At 34.1% G+C, this 18,878-nt stretch carries 22 protein-coding genes; 6 read left to right on the forward strand and 16 right to left on the reverse strand.

The window, feature by feature from the left end; translation table 11 throughout:
* Positions 1–265: 265 nt before the first annotated feature.
* The 3 genes from V7127_RS01405 to V7127_RS01415 all read right to left on the reverse strand — a co-directional run bounded on the left by V7127_RS01405 (position 266) and on the right by V7127_RS01415 (position 3,567).
* Positions 266–1,939: a ribonuclease J gene (locus V7127_RS01405; RefSeq protein WP_335482993.1), complete on the reverse strand. Its 1,674-nt coding sequence runs from the start codon at positions 1,937–1,939 to the stop codon at positions 266–268.
* A gap of 164 nt (positions 1,940–2,103) precedes the next feature.
* A complete protein-coding gene (locus V7127_RS01410) occupies positions 2,104–2,427 on the reverse strand; it encodes a DUF3231 family protein (RefSeq protein ID WP_335483029.1) in 324 nt (107 codons plus the stop codon).
* Positions 2,428–2,790: 363 nt separating this feature from the next.
* Positions 2,791–3,567, reverse strand: a complete 777-nt coding sequence (locus tag V7127_RS01415; RefSeq protein WP_335483031.1) for a class I SAM-dependent methyltransferase — start codon at positions 3,565–3,567, stop codon at positions 2,791–2,793.
* A gap of 402 nt (positions 3,568–3,969) precedes the next feature.
* On the opposite strand from V7127_RS01415, the gene V7127_RS01420 reads away from it, so the two are divergent.
* Positions 3,970–4,932: an aromatic acid exporter family protein gene (locus tag V7127_RS01420; protein WP_335482995.1), complete on the forward strand. Its 963-nt coding sequence runs from the start codon at positions 3,970–3,972 to the stop codon at positions 4,930–4,932.
* Positions 4,933–5,033: 101 nt separating this feature from the next.
* Here V7127_RS01420 and V7127_RS01425 read toward each other — a convergent pair whose 3' ends face one another.
* A complete protein-coding gene (locus V7127_RS01425; protein ID WP_335482997.1) occupies positions 5,034–5,897 on the reverse strand; it encodes an aminoglycoside phosphotransferase family protein in 864 nt (287 codons plus the stop codon).
* A gap of 50 nt (positions 5,898–5,947) precedes the next feature.
* Positions 5,948–6,583: a signal peptidase I gene (lepB, locus tag V7127_RS01430; protein ID WP_335346098.1), complete on the reverse strand. Its 636-nt coding sequence runs from the start codon at positions 6,581–6,583 to the stop codon at positions 5,948–5,950.
* A gap of 618 nt (positions 6,584–7,201) precedes the next feature.
* Between lepB and V7127_RS01435 the strand changes: the two genes are divergently transcribed.
* The 5 genes from V7127_RS01435 to V7127_RS01455 all read left to right on the forward strand — a co-directional run bounded on the left by V7127_RS01435 (position 7,202) and on the right by V7127_RS01455 (position 12,604).
* Positions 7,202–7,729: a sigma-70 family RNA polymerase sigma factor gene (locus V7127_RS01435; RefSeq protein ID WP_335482999.1), complete on the forward strand. Its 528-nt coding sequence runs from the start codon at positions 7,202–7,204 to the stop codon at positions 7,727–7,729.
* Positions 7,719–9,032, forward strand: a complete 1,314-nt coding sequence (locus V7127_RS01440; RefSeq protein ID WP_335483001.1) for a DUF4179 domain-containing protein — start codon at positions 7,719–7,721, stop codon at positions 9,030–9,032. Before V7127_RS01435 ends, V7127_RS01440 begins: the two co-directional genes overlap by 11 nt.
* Positions 9,033–9,258: 226 nt before the next feature.
* On the forward strand, positions 9,259–10,023 hold the full coding sequence (locus V7127_RS01445; protein ID WP_335483003.1) for an ABC transporter ATP-binding protein: 765 nt from the start codon (positions 9,259–9,261) through the stop codon (positions 10,021–10,023).
* A complete protein-coding gene (locus tag V7127_RS01450) occupies positions 10,013–11,980 on the forward strand; it encodes an ABC transporter permease (RefSeq protein ID WP_335483005.1) in 1,968 nt (655 codons plus the stop codon). Before V7127_RS01445 ends, V7127_RS01450 begins: the two co-directional genes overlap by 11 nt.
* A gap of 150 nt (positions 11,981–12,130) precedes the next feature.
* Positions 12,131–12,604: a hypothetical protein gene (locus V7127_RS01455; protein WP_335483007.1), complete on the forward strand. Its 474-nt coding sequence runs from the start codon at positions 12,131–12,133 to the stop codon at positions 12,602–12,604.
* Between the two features lie 158 nt (positions 12,605–12,762).
* Here V7127_RS01455 and V7127_RS01460 read toward each other — a convergent pair whose 3' ends face one another.
* The 11 genes from V7127_RS01460 to V7127_RS01510 form a co-directional block, all read right to left on the reverse strand.
* Positions 12,763–13,215, reverse strand: coding sequence for a hypothetical protein (locus tag V7127_RS01460; RefSeq protein ID WP_335483009.1), 453 nt, complete (start codon positions 13,213–13,215; stop codon positions 12,763–12,765).
* 111 nt (positions 13,216–13,326) lie between these two features.
* Complete coding sequence (locus tag V7127_RS01465; RefSeq protein ID WP_335483011.1) at positions 13,327–13,704, reverse strand: DUF2500 domain-containing protein; 378 nt, start codon at positions 13,702–13,704, stop codon at positions 13,327–13,329.
* A gap of 19 nt (positions 13,705–13,723) precedes the next feature.
* Complete coding sequence (locus tag V7127_RS01470) at positions 13,724–14,281, reverse strand: hypothetical protein (RefSeq protein WP_335483013.1); 558 nt, start codon at positions 14,279–14,281, stop codon at positions 13,724–13,726.
* A 162-nt stretch (positions 14,282–14,443) separates the two neighbouring features.
* Positions 14,444–14,599: a hypothetical protein gene (locus V7127_RS01475; protein WP_335483015.1), complete on the reverse strand. Its 156-nt coding sequence runs from the start codon at positions 14,597–14,599 to the stop codon at positions 14,444–14,446.
* A 73-nt stretch (positions 14,600–14,672) separates the two neighbouring features.
* Positions 14,673–14,879: a transcription initiation factor TFIIIB gene (locus V7127_RS01480; protein ID WP_335483017.1), complete on the reverse strand. Its 207-nt coding sequence runs from the start codon at positions 14,877–14,879 to the stop codon at positions 14,673–14,675.
* Positions 14,876–15,919: a DUF2332 domain-containing protein gene (locus V7127_RS01485; RefSeq protein WP_335483019.1), complete on the reverse strand. Its 1,044-nt coding sequence runs from the start codon at positions 15,917–15,919 to the stop codon at positions 14,876–14,878. The genes V7127_RS01480 and V7127_RS01485 overlap by 4 nt, the downstream gene beginning before the upstream one ends.
* A 39-nt stretch (positions 15,920–15,958) precedes the next feature.
* Positions 15,959–16,423, reverse strand: coding sequence for a GNAT family N-acetyltransferase (locus V7127_RS01490; RefSeq protein ID WP_335483021.1), 465 nt, complete (start codon positions 16,421–16,423; stop codon positions 15,959–15,961).
* Between the two features lie 28 nt (positions 16,424–16,451).
* Positions 16,452–17,243, reverse strand: a complete 792-nt coding sequence (locus V7127_RS01495) for an alpha/beta fold hydrolase (RefSeq protein ID WP_335483023.1) — start codon at positions 17,241–17,243, stop codon at positions 16,452–16,454.
* Between the two features lie 17 nt (positions 17,244–17,260).
* Entirely contained in the window at positions 17,261–17,566 is a 306-nt protein-coding gene (locus tag V7127_RS01500) for a hypothetical protein (protein WP_335345042.1), read from the reverse strand.
* A 189-nt stretch (positions 17,567–17,755) separates the two neighbouring features.
* The gene (locus V7127_RS01505) at positions 17,756–18,202 is read right to left on the reverse strand and encodes an NUDIX hydrolase (RefSeq protein ID WP_335345041.1); all 447 of its coding nucleotides are present in this window, start codon (positions 18,200–18,202) and stop codon (positions 17,756–17,758) included.
* 26 nt (positions 18,203–18,228) lie between these two features.
* Complete coding sequence (locus V7127_RS01510; protein ID WP_335345040.1) at positions 18,229–18,534, reverse strand: hypothetical protein; 306 nt, start codon at positions 18,532–18,534, stop codon at positions 18,229–18,231.
* Positions 18,535–18,878: the final 344 nt, after the last annotated feature.

The following is an 18,878-nucleotide window of genomic DNA, read 5'->3' on the forward strand; positions in this document are numbered from 1 at the left end:
CACCGCTGCTTGGACTTTTGAACAGTTGGAAAGTTAGCTTTTTCCACAACTAGTTTATGGGGCAAAACAACGAGCACAAAATCAATATTTTATAGATCTCCTTGTAAATTACGAACATTCTAGCTGAATTTAGAGGATAAAGACAAATTGCATACTTGAAGGGGCATTTATGAGATACTAAAAATTTCAATAAGAAAATAAGTTTTAGTTACTTCATAAATGCGCCCGATTCTTGAAGGTCAATGAATTTAAAACTTCCCCGTTACTAAATTTCAATAAGGATAGGAACGATCATTGGATTTTTTTTAGTTTGTGTATATAGATATTCTCGTATTGATTTTTTTATTTGTTTTTTCATTACATTCCTTGAACTTCTATTTGCTTCTTGTAGCTCGTTGACCGTTTTTATAGTGAGTTCATTTACGTTTTTGCGTAGCTCCGAAAAATCTCGATGATCTGTAAATCCGCGAGAAATCGTTTCGGGTTCAGCCAGCAACTTTCTATCCGATTTGCTTATCGTTACAATTATCATAAACATTCCGTCCTCAGAAAGCTGTTTTCTGTCCCGTAATACATATTCCCCAATATTACCGACATCCCCGCCGTCCACGTATGTATTTCCAACTGGTACGGTCCGGGTTTGGCGCGCAAGGCCATCTTCAATCTCGACCACATCGCCATTATTAATGATAAACGTGTTTCCTTTCTCTACTCCAACGGATTCAGCTAACAAACGGTGATGATGCATCATTCTAAACTCACCGTGAATGGGAATAAAATATTTTGGTTTCATTAATGTAAGCATTAGTTTTAAATCTTCTTGATAACCATGGCCGGAAACATGCATGCCGGATGTACTTCCAGTTCCATAAATCACTTTGGCCCCAAGTGCAAATAAGTTGTCTACGATACTCGTGACATTACGTTCATTCCCAGGTATTGGACCTGCCGCAAGGATAACCGTATCTTCAGGCAAAATATCGACACCGCGAAAGTTTCCAGTGGACAGGCGGGCAAGGGCAGCTAATGGTTCTCCTTGACTTCCCGTGCATAAAATAGCTACCTTTTCAGGAGCCAATTCATTGATTTCATGTGGGGAAATTAACATTCCATCAGGAACGGTTAAATAACCACGTTCCATCGCAACCTCTACAACATTAACCATACTTCGTCCAAGTAACGCAAGTTTCCGATTTGTTTTAATTGCTGCAGTTACGACTTGCTGAACACGGCTAATATTCGAAGCAAAAGTTGAAACAATCACTTTGCGTTCGGCCTTCATGAAAGCTGCTTCCACATGTTCACCTACCATTTGTTCCGATGGGGTTAAACCAGTACGCTCTGCATTCGTACTTTCAGACAATAGAAGTAAAACCCCTTCTTTGCCGATCTCTGCCATTTTATGAATTTCGGCATGCTCATTATTCGCAGGGGTTAAATCGAACTTGAAATCTCCCGTATGTACAACATTCCCTTCTGGTGTTTGAAAGATCATGCCCAAGCAATCAGGAATGCTATGGATCACTTTGAAAAAGCTCACACTCATTTCTCCGAATTTTAGTATTGAGTTTGAGTTAATTTCAACCAGTTCACTTTCTCTTAGAAGTTTGTGTTCTTTTAATTTGATCTCAACTAATCCTAGTGTGAAGCGTGTGGCATAAACCGGCACATTCAATTTTTTTAAGAAGAATGGGATCCCCCCGATATGATCCTCATGGCCATGTGTGACAATTAAAGCCCTGACTTTATCTTTATTTTCTATTAAGTAAGCGATATCAGGGATAATCAAATCAATTCCTAATAAACTTTCATCTGGAAACTTATTTCCACAGTCGATTATCACGATATCGTTTGAATATTCGATTGCATACATATTTTTCCCGATTTCATTCAAGCCACCTAAAGCGAAGATAGATAACGCATTCTCTTTTGTATTCAAATTTATTTCCTCCTATTTACTTTTTAAAATTATCTTGCCCAAAAATGAAAAAGAGCACTTATCCTTGTTACGGATAAAGCGCTCATTCGAATAACCCAATACTTAAGCCGGGAATTAAAAACAAAATAGGTAAAAGAACAGGACCAACGAACACGCAACTCAATTCATTTATTCCTTATTAATTGGTCACGGTCATCTTCTTGTGGAGGGTCCTCCATCCAACCGTGTTTAATCATAATATTAGCTCCATCTTCTGCATACAGTGAGATTTCTGGAATTAAAGACGCATATTTAAAGCCTAAATCTTTTCTTTGACTTGCTGCCAGTGCCATTCCAAAGTTTCCAATTCCCGCGGCAATCATAACTGAGACATGGTACATCATTAATTTATCCGAAAAAACACTTGTTGTCGTATCTAAAACAGCCGAATCCCAACCCATAGGGGCAGGAAGATCTGTATTGCATCCATATACCAGACATTTCCGCAGAAGTTAAAGGTATATTGTTTTTATCTTCCATTAAGAAAACCTCCTATGTAATAAATACATTATGGAATAATAGTTCCCTATATGGAAAAAAGTATAAATGAACAAAATGCTTGTTTCTTCTGCATCACTTCCAAAGCCAGTATTACATCGGATGGGGAGCTTTCCGAGATCCCCTCTTTTAAAAAAATAACTAAATAAAAAAATCTTCCAGAAGATGTATAAAGGAAGGTATTTATCTAATCAACTTATATAAGAAAATTGTATTCTCTGTTATGGAAGCATCGCACCCTGTAAATGGGCAAATAAACAAATTCCTCTTAAAATCAAAGTTATTTAAAATGTGAAGTGTCTCTGATCAAAAAATTAAATTTTCTTTCTTAATTTAAAAACTATAAAATCAGCACTTCTGAAATCTTCTTCAAATGAAGGATATTTTCTCAACATTTCTTCAGATGGCTTCGGTTCTATTAAGCCTTCTAAATGAAAACCTGCTTTAATTACATTATTAACATAGCTCGTTAAAGTTCTATGGAATAATAGCATTTTTTCTTCATCGCCTAGCCTTTGTTCATAAACACCTTCATAAAAATATTTATCAACATTCCAATGTAACTTTTCACCATCTTTTGTTTTCTCCCATCCACTCTCCGGAGTAACAAAACAAGGATGTAAAATTGAAAAAATAAAATATCCTCCATCTACTAATAGACGATACATTTCTTGGAATGCCTTTTCATAATTTGCAAGGTCTTGTATTACCATATTTGATACAACTAGGTCAAAACTGTTATCCTCTAAAAAAAGTAAATCCTCACAATTCCCATGTCTATAATCAATTCTCAAATCAATGGGAGTTCTTTCTTTGGCGATTTCTAACATTTTTTCTGAATAATCTACTGCTGTTACAGCAGCTGCAGATTTAGCTAAAATTCTACTAAAATACCCTTCACCACATCCAGCGTCTAAAACTTTTTTATTCTTTACCGTTCCTATAAGTGATAATAAAGTAGGATTTAAAAAAATCTCTTTATGAAGGTCTCCTTGTTCAGTATGTACTGCTGAATATGTTTCGGCAAACTTATCCCACCTTTTAATCGCTTCTTCAGTACCAATGTTTTTTTTCTGATGTTTTTCAAGCATTTCCTTTAAGTATTCTTCAGATTTCCCTCTTGGAATGCTAAGACTCTGAGAGTACAAAGATAATAAAATATCCTGATTTTTCACAGTAATTTCTCCCCAATCAACCTGGACTTGTACTTTAATTGATGTACTTCTGTGAACAACAGTAACTTTTCCACCTTTCCCATCCTCCAGCTAAACAATGCTGATAAGTATCATATTAGTCTAACTTTGATTTTTATTGGTAAAAAAGTGTTCATTTTTTTATTTGGCGGAAACTGTTGAATTTAGTTTAGCAGTTACAACAGGTACTTCGGCATAATGAGCTTTGGACCTGTCCTTTGCCTTCATGTCCCCATCATTTTCTGTTAGAATGAATATCTGCTGGATTAATGAAAATATAAGAACAATAGGGTGGTACTTATGGTTGGAATGGGATATCGGACAATTAAGACTGCGATAGGGGCAGGGTTAGCAATTTGGATTGCGACTTTACTCGACTTAGAATTTGCATCGTTTGCAGCCATAATCGTTATTATGTGTATTGAGAAGACAAAGAAAAAGACATTACATTCTATTCAGAAAAAGTTTTTCGCATCTCTTTTATCTTTAATTCTTGGTTCCATATGTTTTGAACTATTAGGATATCATCCAATTGTCTTAACCCTATTTATATTATTGTTTGTCCCAATCCTTATAAAAGGACGTATTCAGGAAGGTTTTGTCACAAGCATAGTTATCGTTTTACACATTTATACAGTGAAGGAAGCCAGTCTAGAAAACCTATTGAATGAACTCTATATTATTTTCATTGGTATAGGAATCGCCTTACTCGTAAACAGCATTATGCCAAGCTTTAAGAAAGAAATTGAAAAATACAAAACTGAAATCGAACATAAATTTAGCGTTATTCTTTACGAATTTTCAGCATTACTAAAAAATAGTGAGCGAAACTGGGATGGAAAAGAATTAGACGAAGTAGAAAATATCCTGAATCAAGCTAAAAACATAGTTATACAAGATGTAGAAAATCATCTGTTAAGAAAAGAAAATAAAGATTATTATTATCTCGAAATGCGAGAGGATCAACTGGAAATCCTAAAACAGATGGTAGCCATTCTAAGCATTGTTTCTTCATCAGAGTTAGATGTCAAACAAAGAGGAATGCTTGCTAATATATTTCTAAATATTAGTCAACATGTTGATTCAGGAGATACAACCATTGCATTAAAACAATTAGAGGAGTACGAAGAGTCCATACGTGAAACAGAATTACCGAAAACAAGGGAAGAATTCGAAATTAGAGCCAATCTATTTTATTTAAATTTCGAAATTAAGAACTACTTAATTATTAAGAAAAATATTTTTAATCGAATTAAACTTTAACTCCAGAGGCAAGTCATCATATTGGCAAAGGCCACGGGAACAGGTTTAACGCTTATTGAGCTAAGGGACCTGCCCCGTATTCTTTTACTGTAATACCCATGTTAAGAAATGGCTTTGATATTTTTCCAGTAGTTCCAAGCATTTAGATAGTCATTAAAATCATGGGGATGATGTTTAATGCAGGCTGCTAACCTGAGATATAATCCAATAAGTACTTGCTCATATAATAATTGTTCACTTATTTTTTCTTTTAATAGTAAGTGATTCACTGCTGAATGGATCGTTTCTTTCGTTAAATCATCTGGTGAAGAACAAAATGCATAAATTAAATCATAAAGGGGGTCTCCGATAACAGAAGTCGGGTCAATCACACCACTTAATTGTCCATTGTGAAAGATAAAATTGTGCACTCCACAATCCCCATGCAATAAAAATGGTTCTCTGTCCAGACTATTTATTTTTGAATCTTTGACAAGGTTAAGCACAAAGGTATACTCATCTTTATCTAAATATGAATCTAAAATCTTATTTGCTTCCATCATTTCATTCAAAAGGAAACTTTGCCATGAATCTGTTAATTCATCCGCCCATCCCCAACCAACATTATTTGGTACGGCCTTATAATGGTTTATCAATCCTTGCACAAGTTCTTTGAGCACTTGCTGTTTATTATTTCTTTCATAATTTGTAGAACCGTTGATGAATGAATAAACGATAAAATTATTTGACGGTTCAACATAGAGAAGACGCGGTAATAAATATAAATCCTTGTAACAGGTAAGAAAATTGGCTTCAGATTGAATAACTTGCGGTTCATTCAACTTTACAACATATCTTTCACCATCAGTGGTACTCAGGAGATACAATTCACTTACAGTACCTCCATTTAATTGTTTATACTCAACGGAACTTGATTGAATGATTTCTATATTTTTTAATTCTTTTATTATCTCTTGAATGTCCATATTCCTTCTATTCTCCCTACTCTTCAAAAACAATTTCTATGATTTTAAGTTTAAAATTCATCCGAATACCCTAACACTTTCCCTAGTATCCTTTCCAACGGCAGCAAACCGAAATCTTTGCTGTCTATCCCCCGCCACCAGTGGTCAACCAAAACAAATACCGTTTCTTCATCAACTTTTATAGGCTCCAAATTCGTATTAAAGTAACTCTTAACCCAAGCTAAATCATTAACATGACTCAAATCAGCTTGATCTAAATATTCTTCTTCTTCCATCCCCCTTATAGTGGCCACTCCATAAAATGCATCAAATTTCTTATGATCAATATAAACGTGACCATCCTTGATCTCAATTGTCTCGCCGGGTAAACCTACAACTCTGCCTAGATAATTTTCCGGAATTTCTGGGTTCTCTTTAATTGCCGTCTCGAACATCTTATAATAAACAACATCCCCCCGTTCAAGTGGAGCAGATTTTGGATCTATTACCAATTCGCCATGTGTCCCAGTATCAAAATCGTGGTTTCCCCTATCCATTGCGTCAGAAAGCCATTCCACTAAGAGGTGATGCTCCTTTGGTGATACCATTTTCATTTCAGGGGAAGTAATGTCATCAGTTATTGTAATAACCTCCTTTTCACAGCCTACTAACAAAAGACCGAACAGAAAAACGATTAGCTTCCTCAAATCATCATCTCCTTTTTACACATTATACCAGCGTTACCTTTTATTATTTGTACAAAAGGCTCTGTTAAAGGTAAATGTTGATATTTGATGCTTGTTCCATTTCTTGTTATTGTAGATTGACAATAAAGTTGTTTAAAAAGCACACGTTATCGAATCTTTATCCACACTAATAGTGCTTCAATCAAATCAGCCTATGAAAATGAAATACTGATAAACGGTTTACTAACAAAATTGGTCTTTAATAGTGGAAGTTGGAGTAATTCCTTTTTGAAAAATCAAATACATTACAAGATAGGACATTCTAATGAGACGGCAAGGTATTGAGCTCAAAGGTTATTAAACTACCTATAGGGATATCGCCAATATTGCAGTATATTTTTGTACATTAGAAAATTAATCTAAAAAAAAAGCCGATACCCTTTCAAGTGAACTGACCCAAGAAAGGAATCGGTTTTTTTGTCTCTCTTCTTTAGATTCCTCTTTAACCCACCCTTATATAAAAAAAAAGATCTATGCTTAGGAGGAATTTTAATTGTTTAATCATAAAAACCTAAGAAAATTTGAAACGTTTTACATACCCCGATTGTCTAACAGATAGAGGAAGGGAGGGGCAGAAGATTGCCGGATATTAAAAAGGTTCAACGTGCGAAAAAGGGAAATAATAAAGCATTTCAAGAGTTAATGGAAGAAGAAAAGGTCAAACTTTATAAAATTGCTTATGTTTATATGAAAAACGAAGCGGATGCGCTGGAGGTTTTCCAAGAAACAACATATAAAGCTTTTATTTCGATTAATAATCTTAAAGATGACCGGTACTTTTCAACATGGCTATCTCGCATTCTTATCAACACAGCGATTGATCATTTAAACAAAAGGAAAAAAATTATTCCAATTGAGAGAGAAATTTTAGAAGAAAAGATGGCCCCATACCGATCAAATGAAGAAGATCTCGATTTACTTCAGGCTGTTATGGAATTAGACGAAAAATATAAAACGGTTTTAATTCTCCGATTTTATAAAGATTACACAGTGAAGCAAATAGCCTACGTTTTAGATTGTCCTGAAGGTACTGTGAAAACAAACATCCATCGTGGGATTAATCTGTTAAAAGAAAAATTGAAGGAGGATTGTGTTAATGAGCAGTAACCAATGGCCGGATTTAAAAAAGGAATTGGATAAGGTATCAGTCCCAATGGATAAGCTTGATTCAATTATTACAAATACAATCAAAGAAAGTCGAACCAAAACATCAAATAAGAAAGTGGCTCTTTATTCATTTATTGCAGCGGTGTTAGGCTTTGGGGTGTTTATCGGTTCAGCAAGTGTTTCCCCCGTGATGGCGAAAATCGCCTCAAATATTCCGATTATCGGAACCTTTTTCAATGATTCCTTGGATGAAGGCTTAAGATTAGCTGGAAAGAAGGGCTTAACACAGGTCATCAATCAATCCTCAAAGGATAATGGAATTACCTTAACAATGAATGAAATTTTTTATGACGGAACACGCTTAACATTCGGTTTTACACAGGAATCCCTATTCGCAATTGGTCAACTTGAACGGCCGACCATTGAAGTGAACGGTAAGGAAATAAATTTCAGTTCCAGTTATTCAGGAGAATTTGTGACACCGCAAAAATATAAGGGGATTATTGATATTACAGCAACTGAGGAGCTTCCAGAAGAATTTGACATGAAAATTAGAATTGATGCTGTTGGTCTTATTCCAGGAAAGTGGGAATTCACTTTTCCGGTGAAGCAATCAAATGAAGTAACTGTGATACGGCCACAGGAAACGAAATTAATAGAAGGGGCAGAAGTTGAAATAAGTTCTTTAAAGCTTGGACCAGCAGGAACGGATCTCAGTGTGAAGGTGTTAAAGGATGAAGGGAATAACAAGATTGATCCATATTCATTAAACTTTTATGTGATAGATGATAATGGTAATGTGTTAGACACTGTAACAGGAAACGGCAGTGGAGAAAAAGAAAACGGAAAAGAAATAGCGGATCTTAAATTCCTCTATTCACCTTTAAAAGAAAGCAGCAAAAAAGTCAGTGTTATTCCTTATATCATTCCGGTTTCCGAGGAGGGCTGGGAAGAAGTTTCTTTACCTTTAGATGAACAAAGTTTGCCTTTTAACGTGGACCAAGGTGAATTTGGGAAGGTTCTTGTAACAAAAGTAATTTATCAGCAAGATAAATTAGTTTTGTATTTTGACCTTCAAAGTGATGTAATTGTAGACAATAAACTTTCAAGAAATTCATTATGGCTAGAGGATGCTATTGGGAAAAACCTTATGCTAGAAGATAAACCATTTGCGGAACGAATTGAAGGAAATGAATTTAAGCAGGAATTTGCAGCTGGTAAGAAGAAAGGCTTGAAGATTAAAACTTATAAGTATCCAAAACCAATTACGTATGAGGAATTTAAGATTGATATTCTGAAATAAATATGTATGTATCTAGCTAGTTTTTGAAATGACCGATTATAAAGGATTTAATTAATTTTATTCTTTAAATATCTTTAGTGAAGCACCGTTCGGTAAATTGAACGGTGTAATTTTAGTTAACAGCCCATATAGTCACTAACAATAATCATTCACTAGCTTTTAGTAGTAGAAGAAGATTTGTCTAAAGACTCAAATATCCATTTCATTTAGTAGAGGAGGAAAGGTAATGGAAATTTTGAAAGCTATAAATCTAGATAAAATATATGGAGATTCGAGTAGAGAAGGCTCCACGACAGCATTGAGTAAAATAAGCCTTTTAATTAATAAAGGAGAGTTTGTTGCGATTATGGGCCCATCTGGCAGTGGTAAAACAACATTGCTAAACTTATTGAGCGGTATTGACAAGCCGACTTCAGGTAAAATTATAATCGGGCGAAAAGAGATAAGTGAAATGTCAGGTGATGAATTAGCTTTGTTTCGGCGAAAACAATTAGGGTTTGTATTTCAGGACTTTAACCTTTTAGATAGTTTGACTGTAAAAGAAAACATGATTCTACCAATGGTTTTAGAAAAGAAAAATGTAACCGAGATGGAAGAAAAAGTTCATTACCTTGCCAATCTTTTCGAAATTGAACCTATTCTGAATAAATATCCTTATAATATATCTGGTGGGCAGCAGCAACGAACTGCTGTTAGTCGAGCGTTAGTTAATGACCCTAGTATCATTTTCGCCGATGAACCGACAGGTAATTTGGATTCAAAATCATCAACTGTCATAATGGAGTGTTTTGAAAGAATAGTTGAGGAACTTTCGACAACGGTCCTTCTTGTTACCCATGATGTTTTTGCTGCAAGTTATTGCAGGAAAGTTATTTTTATAAAAGATGGCTCTATTCATTCACATCTTGTGAGGAAAGGAAGCAGAAAAGAATTTTTAAATCAAATTATGGATAACCTCGCTATCTTAGGAGGAAGAACGGATGTCTTTTAATCAAATCGTTTGGAAAATGGCAAAGGCTCATTATAAAAAGTATTTCTTTTACTATTTATGCAACTGTTTTGGAGTTATATTTTTCTTTATATTTTCGACTGTGTATTTTAACCAACAAGTTGTTCAAGTGAAAAGGACGGAATCAATTCAATATGTTTTAACCGTTCCGGGTGTTGCACTAATTGTATTCACAGTATTTTTTATTAGTTACGCCCACAGCATTTTTATTAAACGAAGGAAAAGTGAGTTTGGGCTTCTTATGACTTTAGGGATGTCTAATCGTGATATAGGAAAATTGTTATTGTTGGAGAATGGCATTATTGCATTTGCATCACTGGCTTCTGGTATTCTTGCAGGAACTATATTTTCACGACTTTTCTTTTTAATATTAATGAATAGTGTTGGGATACAAGGAATTTCATTTCATATAAACAGTAAAATGTTCCTATATACGATAATTATATTCATAGTTGTTTATTTCGTTGCGGTTGGGAGATCACTCTTTTTCGTACTCAAAAGAAACGTTGTTGTAAGTTTAAAAAGCGACAAGATTGCAGAATCGATCAAGATGAAGAGTCCACTAATTGGCGGAATAGGAGTAGCAATTGTTATCGGCTCTATTCTGGGGCTATATTATACGTATACAGATCCTAATGTTGGTGGGGAATACCTACTTATTTGGACACTATCAACATTGTTAGGATTGTACATCAGCATTTATCAGTTCACTAGTTTCTTCATAGAACTTGCTAAAAAGTATAAATCCTATTATTACCGCAGACTCTTGTTTCTGACTAGTCTAGAATATAAATTTAGAAAACTGACATCTATACTTATGCTCGTTACTGTTATGATAATGGTGACGATTTTGTATAGCACCATAATATTATTTACCTACATGCTATCTGAAAAGCAAGCAGTTGACGGAAATCCTTATGATATTGCATTTATACAAACAGAGAATAAAAACAACTTAGGTAAAGAAGAAATTTATTCCATCGTTGACCAAAAAGATAATTCAATACAAAAATATCTGGTGATACCGATATATTCCTACTATCAAAAACAAACTTATAGCAACTGGATCAATGTCTATAATTTTATGTCACTGGATCAATTTAATAAATTAACTTCCAGTAAGGTGGACCTGCAGGATAAGGATTTTCTATATTATATAAATGAAGATCCAAAAAAAACGGATGGAAGCGAATATTATCAGAATAATGTTTTCCTATTCTCAGATGAAAAGCATTCCTATGCATTAAAGGAAATAATCGTTGAAAAAAACATCAATATACTAAGCAATCTTCAGGATTTTATTATTGTAGGCAATTCACAATTCGAGCAATTAAAAAATAGCTTAAATGGTTATGAATCAAACATTCACTTAATCAATGTTGCAAATTGGGAAGAGACCACCAATGTTGTCGAAAAACTAGCTGAAAAGTTTAGGAACTATAATGAAAATTCCCTGCCACTTACTGATATTCGTGTTGAGAACACATCTGAAGAATATTTATTTCAGATATCATCTAGAATTGAAGATTATAATCGTAATAAAAATTCTAATGGCATATTGTTTTTTGTAACAACTATATTAAGTGTTATTTTTTTCTTTGGGTCGTTTATTCTTTTATATTTGAATCTTTTCTCTGATGTTGAGAAGGAAAAGGAGAAGTATAAAAAGCTTGATAATATAGGAATTACTTCAAAGGAAATAAAGAACATCATTTCAAAGGAAATAACAACCTTATTCTTTTTTCCGACCATTGTTGGGACTACTTTAGCTTTCCTTTATATAGTTGCGATGGCAAAGGATATTGGAGGGGTTATGGAGAATCCTGAGGTACTATTGCACTTCCTAATAGTTGCGGGTGTATACCATTTGATACAAATAGGGTTTTATTTATATTCTAGAAAGAAAATGTTTTTTATCTTACTCAGTAAAGATGAGTGAAAATTATATTTTAACAACCATATCAAAGTGAAAAATGGACAATGAAGAATAGATACGGACACATAAGACAGTTTGCGATTGTCAAAATTTAGTGTTAATTCAATTTTACAAAGTATAGTGAATAAATTAGTAATTTGCGGAGGTGAGTAAATGTTAAAGAGAAAAATAATATCTGCTTCTATATCAAGTGCTTTATTTGCAATTTTATTAGGATTTATTATGCCAAATCCATTTAATGAGCAAGTTGTTGCAGAACAAAATTATTTTTATTCGGCTATCAATGTTATAAATTTATATTTAATGTATAGCTTTCCTGTTATTCTTATTTATGGAGTGTTGACTTCCATTATAAGTGATAAGGTAGCAGAATTAATGTCAAAAACAAGCGAAATCAAAAATATAGAAATAATTGGCTCTGGAGCGTTACACATTGTTTTCGGACTTGTAGTCTTGCCTTATAGTTTAGGAGCTTCTGCCTTATTTTTTGTTACGGATAGAATACTGCAAAAACAAGGTAAAAAGTTTTATTGGTTACAAGCAATAAAGAGTTTTGTACTTCCATTAACTGTTTGGATTATCTCTTTGAGTATTAGTTGGTTTGAGCATTTTATTAACAATAGCTAAACATTAGAGGGGAAGCCTCCGTAGTAATGGCTTTTCCTATTTTATAACCTTATATCAACATTAAAGTTTAACAGAGCCTTACAAAAAGCACAATTCCTTGACTTAAAAAGAAAAAAGCATTACCTCTGTTTCATTAATGCCCCTTTGTTCGATAGCTTCTATTTACAAGATTTAATTTTGCCTGATAATATACTAGGCCCCAACTTTTTGGAATTTGAATTAGAAAGTCTTATCTGTACTTCTACATTTTCCATTTTTGCTGTAATGTCATCAATTCTTCCAGCCCAAGTTGGACCATCTATTTCTTGAGTGGGATAAAGCCTGAAACGCCAGCTGATTTCATTTGGTATAAAGGCAAATCCTTCATAACTATCGTAATTGCCATAGGCGGATGGTTTTGGAAGGTGCACCCCGAGAATACTTATATTCGTTCGTGCAAAGCTTTGAGGGATCAACTTCACTTTATAAATCAATGCTGATCCCTTTGCATTGGTAAGTTTTTTATCAACGGGCTCCAATACCATACTGCAAGGCAAAGTTGTTGCTTTTGACTGTGCAGGATAAATAACCAAAATCGAGATCATAAGTATGACCAAAACAAACTGCTTCATCACGCACCTCTTAGAATCGTTTTGGTTAATTTACCCTTATTATGGTTGAATTATAGGTTTGGGAAATTCCTCTTTATGGTAATATCATTTCTGAACATTAGATTAAAAAGTTTACGTATCAATCTCCATCTTCTTTTTCTGCCTTGTAAAACCAAAATATCTTGTGCCCTGAAAGGCAAGCTCTCCGGTGTCACCTTCAACAAGCATCCCATATTCAGAACCCTCAACCTCTAATTCAAACCGATCTCCGCTTTCAACCTCAAAGGTAACAAAATAATCACTATAAGCCCTATGCTCTCCTCCGCCACGAATGGCCGTCCTTTTTGCCACCACTTTCGCGTTGACGTTGAGTTTTGGGGAGTTATTATTTTTATTCCATTGAGAAAATCCTTTAAATATTGTAAATAGGATTGTAGAGATTACGATGACAAAGATAATGCCAACAAGAGTAGGAGCGAAATCAAACATGAAATCCCCACCATGAAGCATCTAATCCCTCCTATACAATTTAATTTTTGATTTTCTTTTTCCTAAAATAAACAATGGCAAAAACAATTATAAATAATACAAGTAACATACTACTTTGCTGAAACCATTTGCTGCTCATTAATTCCTCTTCTAATTGGACCGTGTATTTAGGCTCTTTCCCTTTTCCAAGCTCTAGCAGATCTTGATTAGCATATTGGATTTCGGCACTTCTTCCGCAGTTAATGACTTTTAGTATGCCGTCATGATCATTTGGATAGAAGAGATACTCTTTTCCCACTTCAAAGTCATATTGGCAGCTGCTGCTCCAATCTGTAGTAACAAATACATGAGATTCGTCAATGCCCTTCCAAATTTCTGATACTGATATCAAAGCGACATCGTAGGATTTACCGTTGATTTTTTTCTTTTTTACCTGCAGCACCTCTCCTCTAAACACAGCTGCTGCCCTATTCAATGCTTCATTTGCAGTTTTAGGTATATCACAATCACAAGCCAACCCTCTTGATGACGGATAGAAAAGAGTCAATATTATTAATACAGCGGTTACATATATTATATTTCTTCTTTTTTTACCCAACTCAAAAAGCCCCTTTTTTATTAAAGACGCATATAAATATATAATGTTTCACGTTTTATCCAGCGAAGCTGCCTTTTTGACTTTTGTGGTAAATGAAAAGGCAGATCCATTTTTAAAAAATAATAGGTTCAAATCATTTTTCGATTAGAACCTATAAAACATCTATTTATGCCTATATTCCTTATCTTCTCCAGATTTCCCCTCTGCAATATCATCAAATGGAGTATAGTTATTGCTTGGCAATTTCCTATTTCGAATGACTTTAAAAATCATTAAGACAACAGCCAACACAATAATTGCAGAAAAAACATATGCCATACAGTCGACTCCTTTTTATAAAAATCCATGGCATGATGAACTGCCCATTGTTTTATTAATAAAATCTCATGATTTAAAAAATGGTCCCCTTGAACTTCTCTGGCTTTTTCACATAGCTTTCAATAATAAATCCACAGTCCGTACAAAGAATGTATTCAATATTTGAGCCTAGGCTCATCTTATTTTCAGGTTGCATAACCGCATACCCAGAGTGCTTTCCTTTCCCCAATTCTTTTCCGCCACATTTTGGACATTCTGTTGCTCTTGCAGAATAATTCATTTGAAATCCTCCCCTTCTCTTAACCATCTAAACCATCTGCCGTGACCATCTGTTTCAGCGATTGTTTCATTACTTTCCATACCATCTATAAAAAAATCTAGATGTAAAAACTTGTCTTGAATATTATTATAAATATGAAAAACATCTCGTTCCTTGCCAATTGCTTGAATCGTTTGAAGAAGTAATTTTCTTGCTTCAATTGGCATTTGGTTGGCAACGTGGGTGTGAAAAATACAAACAGTGCTATCACTCGGCATCTTATCAACGTATTCACTTAATAAACCGATCCCATCTCCTTCGACTAATTGGACGGGATTCTTCACCATATAACTCGCTGCTTGTTCAAACATTAACAGTCTTTCTTTGTGTTCCGGCCAGATTAACGATTTCATCCACAATTTCTCTTCCTCATCATTTAAATCAATCGTATTTAAATCCAAACCAATCCTCTTAGAAACTGGAGGTGGAGCTGAAGAAATAAACGGAATATTTTCTCCCACTATCTCTGAAGTAATGTTTATTGTAGAATTTTTATTCCCAAATACTTCATTTGTACCATATGAATAAGAAAACTGATCCCAAAGAAGCTGCAACCCCGCACTAGTTCCGATTTCAATCAGCGCCAGAGGTTTATTTGTCTTCTCGTATATCAAACTAAATACAGGATACAGATAAGCACATCTTCGCACCTCGTTTGTCTGAACAAGCCTTGTTCGGAGGATAGATGTAATCTCATCTTGATATTGAAGGCAAAAATCTTTAAAGCTATGAAACGCCCCTTCAAAAGATTTTGGGTTACTCACGATACTAGGATAATACTCTTTTAACTTATGTCTCTTTCCTTTAAGCAAAAGGTAATGAACAGCCCCAAATAGTAAATTCGGAACGGGTTGACCTTTACTGGCATATGTACATAATTGTAATAATTCATCGTCTTTTGCAATTTTCAGTGATAAATATTCATATAATTTACTAGAATCTTTACACTCATTCGTGGCAAACCTCGTAAAGCTTTGAGGTATAAGTTCTTTATTTAACATTGGTTCCTCCTCCGATCAAAAATACAAAAGGTTTTAAAATTAAGAAGGAAAGTACTCCATAGGCTCTTTGCAATGACTATATCCATTTTTCCTATAATAATTTATGCTGTCATCACTCGGCCAAACAATGATAAACTCATACTGCTCATTTTTGGCCCATTCATTTATAGTAGTAAGTAGCTGACTGCTGATCCCCTTGTTTCTATAATCACTAACTGTATACACATTAGTCATAAAGGCAAAAGGTCTTGTAATCCTCCCAGGACGGGGCACTTTTTGTATTAATTCAATATAGATGTGAGAAATAATTCTGCCTTCTTCCTCTGCGATCCAAATAAACCACTGCTCACTATTAATCGCATTTTCTAAAAAATTTCGGCACTCGATTTTAAACTTTTCAAGATCACTTTCATTAAACTTATTGGAGGGGTTATGTTCAATTGTGAAATCCCATCTCATTCTAATTAATTGATCAATATCTTTTGATTCAGCTAATCTAATCATTAATTTTTCTCCCAGACAATTTTTATGTTTAACTCATTGGCTCTAAACCTATTTCTCTTCCATCCGGCATTTTACCTTCATTTACCCAAGCTTCAACCATTTGATTAAACAAATCTGGCTTTGCCAAAGATACACCATGGCCAATCTTTGATAATATAACTCCTTTACAATTAGGGTTATTTTTCACTAGATCAATGGCCGATATTTTCATCATTGCTCTTTCTTTCTCCCCGACAGTCACTAAAATCTTTCCTTTTGCATTTTCAAAATGCTTTGGTATTTGGAATGACATATTCTCTTCCATGATGCTTACAAGCGTTTCTAATTTCATTTGGCGGCTTTCTTGAAAGTATTGTTCAAAGTCGTCTTTGCTAATATAAAGTGTTTTGGCTTGGAGTTTTGAAAACGACCTATTTTTGATTAGCGGATAAAATAGTTTAATAGAGGGATTTATTATTTTTTTCGCAAATGGAATGGGCCTCACGAGTGCACTATTGATAATAGCAAAATCGATCAAATCTGGTTTTAAGCTTAACATTTGAATAGCTATTTGGGCACCTAGTGAAAATCCTAGGATGATTACTTCTTTTTCGTGAGCTTTTTCTTCAATTAATGCAAGTAGTTGATTAGCACTCGATTTTATTGAGAATGGTTCCTCGTGAGTACTTTGGCCATGCCCTGGTAAATCTGGTACGATGCAATGATAGTGAGCAAAGTATTGTATTTGTTGTCTCCACATCCAGCCGCTCACCCCGCCGCCATGTAAAAAAAGCATCAGCGGAGCCTCTTTATCACCATATTCTTTATAATATAAAGTCATTTTTATCACCCGATTGTTTAAGAATCTTTTTCATCTGTGAAAATTTTAAACGCTCCTATTGCCAATACCAACGGGATGATTACCATCGAAAATTTGAGAAAGGGAATATCTAAGATGAAGCTTATTAGAATGATAGGCAATCCAATCATAACAGTCATTGATGCGAATTTAGTATATCGGATAGCTTCATCAGATATCTCTGGTTCTTCTTTATACATCCACCTTTTTCCAAACAACATACTTTCCTCTGGATCCAAATAGGACCAAATAAGCAACCCATAAAAGGGTATCATTAAAATAATTATTAAAATTATTTCAGCCATAGAGTCTCCTCATTTCCCATTTAATCATGGGTTTTCCTGTTACTTTTATACGAATCACGAAGGAAATAGTTCCCACAATTCCCTTAACCTGCCCTATTAAGAAAAATGCGCTCCTGCTAATTCCAGAAACGCACCTGTTTATGTAATTGATTTGACAAATTAGTATAACTAGCAGCTCTATAAACAAAATTAAACAATTAAATGCCTTTTAAAAAAATCCTTCGTGACTTGATGAGTAAGTATTTCAGCCACCTTGTCTTTATCGATGAATTTTAACTCCCTTATTTCACGATCATTTGGATTTAAAGAGTTACGATCGCCTAAAAATTCTACAAGAAACATGATTGTTTCCTGTTTGTCGTATCCGATTTTCATCTTAATTTCATCTGGAAAATGAAAGAATATTTTCTCATCAAATTCTTTTACAACCCTATATTCTTTTGAACCAGTCTCTTCTTCTAATTCACGAAATAGCGTATAGGTTAAATTCCGATCATTCACTTCTACGCCACCCTTTATAAAATCCCATTCCCCTTTTATCATTTGTTTACCTTTATTTGTGTTGATGCTGACTTTATGGACAATTAAAAATTGATTTCTTTGAAAAACAATTGCACCTACAGCTTTTCTAATCATTTTTGCCTCATCTCTTTCTAACTCTCCTACAAAATTCTCTCTCCACTTTTCCCAAGTAATATGGAGAGCACGAGAAAAATATATGAAAATGACAACAGTATCAATTCCAAGAAACCTAAACCAAACAGCATTGAATGATTCTCATCCGCTTGAATACCAGAATCAAACATATATTTTCCAATTAACAAATAGCTGCCAACTGACATTAAGAGAAACAACTTCCCAATCCAATTAAATTTAAATTTTACGATAGTATGAATCAGGACGAAAAAATAAACCGAACCGACAATTAATAAAAATATAAAAATATATAATGGTTCATAAACTGACACGTGATAAACTCCCTCTTTGATTCTTCATTTAATGTTATATAAGTGGAAACTTTGTATGGCCAAATATACGAATATCAAGCAGAGGATAAAGTTCAAAAGCGAAAAACCTCTCTTTTTCAAAATCAAACTTTCAATTCCAGCTAATAACCAGAATCCCGCAAAAATAACTTGCAGTATCCCATTATAGAAAAAATTAACACTGCCATCCTTAAATATGAAAATACTAATAACCAAGATTGGAAATAACAATAGAAATTGTATGATTACAAAAGGCTTTATTCTATTTTTAAATATATTTTTCATAACCCCATCTCCTCCCATAAAACCCTTACTCTAATATTATC

Source organism: Bacillus sp. JJ1773 (assembly GCF_036962035.1).
Taxonomy (GTDB): Bacteria; Bacillota; Bacilli; order Bacillales; family Cytobacillaceae; genus Cytobacillus.

Coding starts and splice junctions, on each gene's coding strand:
- V7127_RS01415 (WP_335483031.1), bottom strand. CDS start 3,567: ATGCTTGAAAAACATCAGAAAAAAAACATTGGTACTGAAGAAGCGATT.
- V7127_RS01420 (WP_335482995.1), top strand. CDS start 3,970: ATGGTTGGAATGGGATATCGGACAATTAAGACTGCGATAGGGGCAGGG.
- V7127_RS01425 (WP_335482997.1), bottom strand. CDS start 5,897: ATGGACATTCAAGAGATAATAAAAGAATTAAAAAATATAGAAATCATT.
- V7127_RS01440 (WP_335483001.1), top strand. CDS start 7,719: ATGAGCAGTAACCAATGGCCGGATTTAAAAAAGGAATTGGATAAGGTA.
- V7127_RS01445 (WP_335483003.1), top strand. CDS start 9,259: ATGGAAATTTTGAAAGCTATAAATCTAGATAAAATATATGGAGATTCG.
- V7127_RS01450 (WP_335483005.1), top strand. CDS start 10,013: ATGTCTTTTAATCAAATCGTTTGGAAAATGGCAAAGGCTCATTATAAA.
- V7127_RS01455 (WP_335483007.1), top strand. CDS start 12,131: ATGTTAAAGAGAAAAATAATATCTGCTTCTATATCAAGTGCTTTATTT.
- V7127_RS01460 (WP_335483009.1), bottom strand. CDS start 13,215: ATGAAGCAGTTTGTTTTGGTCATACTTATGATCTCGATTTTGGTTATT.
- V7127_RS01465 (WP_335483011.1), bottom strand. CDS start 13,704: ATGCTTCATGGTGGGGATTTCATGTTTGATTTCGCTCCTACTCTTGTT.
- V7127_RS01475 (WP_335483015.1), bottom strand. CDS start 14,599: ATGGCATATGTTTTTTCTGCAATTATTGTGTTGGCTGTTGTCTTAATG.
- V7127_RS01480 (WP_335483017.1), bottom strand. CDS start 14,879: ATGAATTATTCTGCAAGAGCAACAGAATGTCCAAAATGTGGCGGAAAA.
- V7127_RS01485 (WP_335483019.1), bottom strand. CDS start 15,919: ATGTTAAATAAAGAACTTATACCTCAAAGCTTTACGAGGTTTGCCACG.
- V7127_RS01490 (WP_335483021.1), bottom strand. CDS start 16,423: ATGATTAGATTAGCTGAATCAAAAGATATTGATCAATTAATTAGAATG.
- V7127_RS01495 (WP_335483023.1), bottom strand. CDS start 17,243: ATGACTTTATATTATAAAGAATATGGTGATAAAGAGGCTCCGCTGATG.
- V7127_RS01500 (WP_335345042.1), bottom strand. CDS start 17,566: ATGGCTGAAATAATTTTAATAATTATTTTAATGATACCCTTTTATGGG.
- V7127_RS01505 (WP_335345041.1), bottom strand. CDS start 18,202: ATGATTAGAAAAGCTGTAGGTGCAATTGTTTTTCAAAGAAATCAATTT.